Origin of the sequence: Thermoanaerobacter sp. A7A (genome assembly GCF_000445185.1) — a bacterium.
Taxonomy (GTDB): Bacteria; Bacillota; Thermoanaerobacteria; order Thermoanaerobacterales; family Thermoanaerobacteraceae; genus Thermoanaerobacter.
Window position 1 is genome coordinate 1 of sequence record NZ_AVAF01000172.1, and the last position, 1,502, is coordinate 1,502.

Genomic DNA, 1,502 nt, shown 5'->3' on the forward strand with positions numbered 1-1,502 from the left:
GTAAGTCTTTATTTTTCATGGGCTTAAACTCAATCCACATTATTTTTTTCCTCCTCGATGAACTTTTTTATTTTAGGGTAAAGAAACTGTACAAGTGGTCTATAGAACTCCTCTTCATCTACTTCTTCATAGCCGATTATTTCTTCGGTGTCAGGAGTAAAATCATCTGCCATAAGTTTTTCTCTTGTTATCACAGTTCTTACAATTGCAACTTTCATGAGAATCACTTCCTTATCAGTTTTTGTTTCTGATGTATGTAAAACTGGAAGAAATAAGGGTATAATAAGGATATAGAAAAATAGTACTTATGTTTGAAAACCACGTTCTACATTACGATTGCGAACTTTTAGTTCGATTGTTGGCCAAAAAAATTTCATCTACAGTAGTATCAAAGAAATTTGCAATCTTGATTGCAGTTTCCATACCAGGAATTCTACCACGTTCAATTTGAGAAATATAGTCCGGAGTTACTCCAAGATTCTTTGCTAATTCTTTTTGTGTAAGTTTATATTTCATTCTTAGCTCTTTTAGCTTATTCATTAGTGACCCTCCTGTATGAACTTGCTGTTCTTAATCTACTTATATTATACTGAACATTTAGTTCTATGTCAAGAACTTTTTGTTCATTCAAATACAAAAATCGAACATTATGTTATAATGAATTTAAGACGAAAGCGAGTGGTGAAAGGAATATGTTAGGTAAAAGAATAAAGGAACTAAGAAAGAAAAAAGGACTAACCCAAAAAGATTTAGCCTTATATTTAGGTGTTTCAGATAGAGCAGTAGGATATTATGAAAATGAACAACGAACGCCTCCTCCTGATATACTACAAAAAATAGCAGATTTTTTTAATGTTTCTGTTGACTATTTATTAGGGCGTACTGATAATCCATCTGAAATAAAAAATTTCTCAAAAGAGATATCAAAAACCCCTATTATTAACCAACCCCAAGAATGGCAACCAAAGCTTACGGAGAAAGATGAAAAAGATATAGCTCGAACTTTAGAAGAATGGATGAAAGACCTCACAAGCACAGAAGGACTGGCTTTCTTTAATGGTGAGCCGATTGATGAGGAAACTAAGGAATACTTGAAAGACTCTTTTGAGATAATTCTTAAACATGCTAAAATAATGAACAAAAAGAAGTATACCACTAAAAAATACCGAAAGTAATTTAAATGTAGAATACAAACTTGAGATTATCGTACAAGGATTTTGAATTCTTTAACAAAAACATCTGGTCATGGTTTATACATTCAAAGTAAAGTAAAAAAAGATGGCATATGTAAATTAGTCATGATTTTAATGATATGTTTCCTTGGATTGATACTTATATCACTCTTTTTTATATACATTGACGCCAAACGAAAAAGCTATTTAATTGAGATGTATAGTTATCAAATAGAATATGCGAAGAAATATCTACGTTAAATTTATTGTTTATTCTCATAACTACTTATTCCAAATTTAACAACTTTTACATTTACATTGTAAAGCAAT

The 1,502-nt window shown here is 30.4% G+C and carries 3 protein-coding genes; 1 reads left to right on the forward strand and 2 read right to left on the reverse strand.

Annotated elements, in window-relative coordinates; genetic code table 11:
• Positions 1 to 29 precede the first annotated feature (29 nt).
• The gene (locus M663_RS0113890; RefSeq protein ID WP_029689362.1) at positions 30 to 218 is read right to left on the reverse strand and encodes a hypothetical protein; all 189 of its coding nucleotides are present in this window, start codon (positions 216 to 218) and stop codon (positions 30 to 32) included.
• A 112-nt stretch (positions 219 to 330) separates the two neighbouring features.
• Complete coding sequence (locus M663_RS0113895; RefSeq protein WP_029689363.1) at positions 331 to 540, reverse strand: helix-turn-helix transcriptional regulator; 210 nt, start codon at positions 538 to 540, stop codon at positions 331 to 333.
• A gap of 152 nt (positions 541 to 692) precedes the next feature.
• Between M663_RS0113895 and M663_RS0113900 the strand changes: the two genes are divergently transcribed.
• Positions 693 to 1,175 carry a helix-turn-helix transcriptional regulator gene (locus tag M663_RS0113900; protein WP_029689364.1) on the forward strand — a complete coding sequence of 161 codons (483 nt, stop codon included), beginning with the start codon at positions 693 to 695 and terminating at the stop codon, positions 1,173 to 1,175.
• The last annotated feature ends 327 nt before the right edge of the window (positions 1,176 to 1,502 follow it).